Origin of the sequence: Sphingobium sp. ba1 (assembly GCF_000743655.1) — a bacterium.
In the GTDB taxonomy this organism is placed as follows: domain Bacteria; phylum Pseudomonadota; class Alphaproteobacteria; order Sphingomonadales; family Sphingomonadaceae; genus Sphingobium.
In genome coordinates, this window is sequence record NZ_JPPQ01000074.1 from 1 (window position 1) to 2,041 (window position 2,041).

Consider the following 2,041-nt stretch of genomic DNA (forward strand, 5'->3'; position numbering starts at 1 on the left):
GCCACCCCCGCCGATGATGGCGGCCCAGGAAATCATGGTGACGGGTCGCCGCGTCGCAACGCAAGAGGAACTGGGCGACCTCAAACTTTATCGTGTGCCGATGACGGTCGATCTCAATCCCAACGGCCAAAAGCAGGTCGCGCTCCTGCACCAGCGCGCGATCGCTTTCACCACCCTCTACACCGCGCGGCTATCGGCGCAGGGTGATGTCAGCGAGGGCGGCCCGCTCACCCGCACATTGCGCTTCACCAACCGGCGCGAAAGCGGGGCAGGGGTGCCGCTCCCGTCCGGCGGCCTGTCGCTGTTCGCGATGCGCGGGGTCGAATCGCTGTTGCTGGCGCAGGCGCGGATGCGTGACCAGGCGATCGGCGACAAGGTAGAGATCGCGGCGGGGCAAAGCCCGCACTTGCGCTACGAACGGACCTTCGATGAAAAAACGCAGCGATACGGTCTTCGGCTGATCAATAGCGGTGCCGAACCGCTGGTCGCGGAAATCATCGTGCAGGATGACGAAGCCAACCAACTCGTCGGATCACGTCCGCGCCTCGTCCGTCGCGACGGGGCTTGGCTCTGGACGGCTACCGTACCGGCGCAGGGAACGGCCCAACTCGACTACCGCCTGCGGACGCCCCGCTGACGATCAGGTCGCGGGCAAGGGGCGCGGCCGGTGATTCTCATCCAGCGCGACGAAGGTGAACAGGCCGCTGGTCAAATCGACCTGCTCCTGCTCCGCCCCGCGCGTCGCCACCACATCGATGCGGATGGCGAGCGAGGTCCGCCCGCGCCGCTCCTCATGGGCATAGACTGACACGACATCGCCCAGCAAAATCGGCGTGATGAACTTCATGCTCTCGATCGCGACGGTCGCCACGGCCCCCTGCGCGATTCGATGCGCGACGATGCCGCCCGCAATATCCATCTGGCTCAGCACCCAGCCGCCGAAAATATGGCCGTTGGCGTTGATGTCGGCGATGCGTGGCATGACCCGCAACACCACATCGTCGCGCTTGTCAGTCATCCAGCGGCACCTCGTCCTTCAACCGGTCCATCACCTGCTCGTCATGGCCGGTGCCATGCGACAGGAAGGCGAGCGCCATCAGCCCCGTGCCCAGCATGAAGGTCAGCCACACCCCCAATATGGTCGCGATGATCATATGGATCGGCATGGTTTCCGACCGATAATAGAGAAAGAGCAGCGCCAGCGCGGTGCAGGCCGCCCCGCCCAGCGCCATCCACGCCATGATGCGGCGAAACCGGGTCCAGGCCACGGCGGCGATCTGCGGATCATCGAGCGCTTGCTTGCGTGTCATCCCTTTTCTTTGGCCCGCGAAAGTGGGATCATCAAGCGCCTGAACCAAATTATAGGGCAGAAGGAGAGCAGCCATGACGATTGCAGCGATTTTGCGGGGCAAGGGGGGCGATGTCGTCCAGGTGCGGTCCACCGATACGGTGTTGTCCGCTGTCCAATTGCTCGCCGATCGGCGAATCGGCTGCGTTCCCGTGGTCGATGATGGCGAAGTGGTCGGCATCTTTTCCGAACGCGACCTTGTCTATCGCGTGGCGACCGATGGCGCCGCGGCGCTCGACCATCCGGTGGGCGACCTCATGACCTCGCCCGCCATCACCGTCGATGACAAGATGCCGGTGATCCATGGCCTCTCGCTGATGACCAAGCGGCGCATCCGCCACCTGCCGGTGGTGGTCGATGGCCAGTTGGTCGGCCTGATTTCGATCGGCGATCTGGTGAAATTCCGCATCGACAGCATCGAATCGGAAGCCAGCGCGCTGCGCGATTATATCCAGACGGCTTGAAAGAGGCGGCTGCCCCCTCGGTTCAGGCCGGTGCCTGGGCCGGGGGCGCGCGCCGCACCACCAGCGCGACCAGTTCCATCACCGTGGCGCGCGAACACAGCATCAACGCGGCAAGAAACGCGACGCCGCCCGTCGGCACCAATATCGCGAGCCGGATTGGCGCGGCCAGCGGCGGCAGCAGAAAATCAACCGCCATCACGACACCCGCCATCAACACCGAACAGCCCAG

Annotated in this window: 3 protein-coding genes and 2 pseudogenes; 2 read left to right on the forward strand and 3 right to left on the reverse strand. The window is 64.6% G+C overall.

Annotation, left to right across the window (positions count from 1 at the left end; translation table 11 throughout):
- Positions 1 to 637, forward strand: a pseudogene (locus tag IL54_RS24700) (hypothetical protein); the annotation flags it as partial.
- A gap of 3 nt (positions 638 to 640) precedes the next feature.
- Here the strand turns inward: IL54_RS24700 and IL54_RS19125 are convergent.
- Positions 641 to 1,018: an acyl-CoA thioesterase gene (locus IL54_RS19125; RefSeq protein ID WP_037479585.1), complete on the reverse strand. Its 378-nt coding sequence runs from the start codon at positions 1,016 to 1,018 to the stop codon at positions 641 to 643.
- Positions 1,011 to 1,310, reverse strand: coding sequence for a hypothetical protein (locus IL54_RS19130; protein ID WP_037479592.1), 300 nt, complete (start codon positions 1,308 to 1,310; stop codon positions 1,011 to 1,013). The genes IL54_RS19125 and IL54_RS19130 overlap by 8 nt, the downstream gene beginning before the upstream one ends.
- Positions 1,311 to 1,383: 73 nt before the next feature.
- On the opposite strand from IL54_RS19130, the gene IL54_RS19135 reads away from it, so the two are divergent.
- Positions 1,384 to 1,812 carry a CBS domain-containing protein gene (locus IL54_RS19135; protein ID WP_037479586.1) on the forward strand — a complete coding sequence of 143 codons (429 nt, stop codon included), beginning with the start codon at positions 1,384 to 1,386 and terminating at the stop codon, positions 1,810 to 1,812.
- Between the two features lie 22 nt (positions 1,813 to 1,834).
- Here IL54_RS19135 and IL54_RS19140 read toward each other — a convergent pair.
- Positions 1,835 to 2,041: pseudogene (locus IL54_RS19140) on the reverse strand (lipopolysaccharide biosynthesis protein); the annotation flags it as partial.

Coding starts and splice junctions, on each gene's coding strand:
- IL54_RS19125 (WP_037479585.1), bottom strand. CDS start 1,018: ATGACTGACAAGCGCGACGATGTGGTGTTGCGGGTCATGCCACGCATC.
- IL54_RS19130 (WP_037479592.1), bottom strand. CDS start 1,310: ATGACACGCAAGCAAGCGCTCGATGATCCGCAGATCGCCGCCGTGGCC.
- IL54_RS19135 (WP_037479586.1), top strand. CDS start 1,384: ATGACGATTGCAGCGATTTTGCGGGGCAAGGGGGGCGATGTCGTCCAG.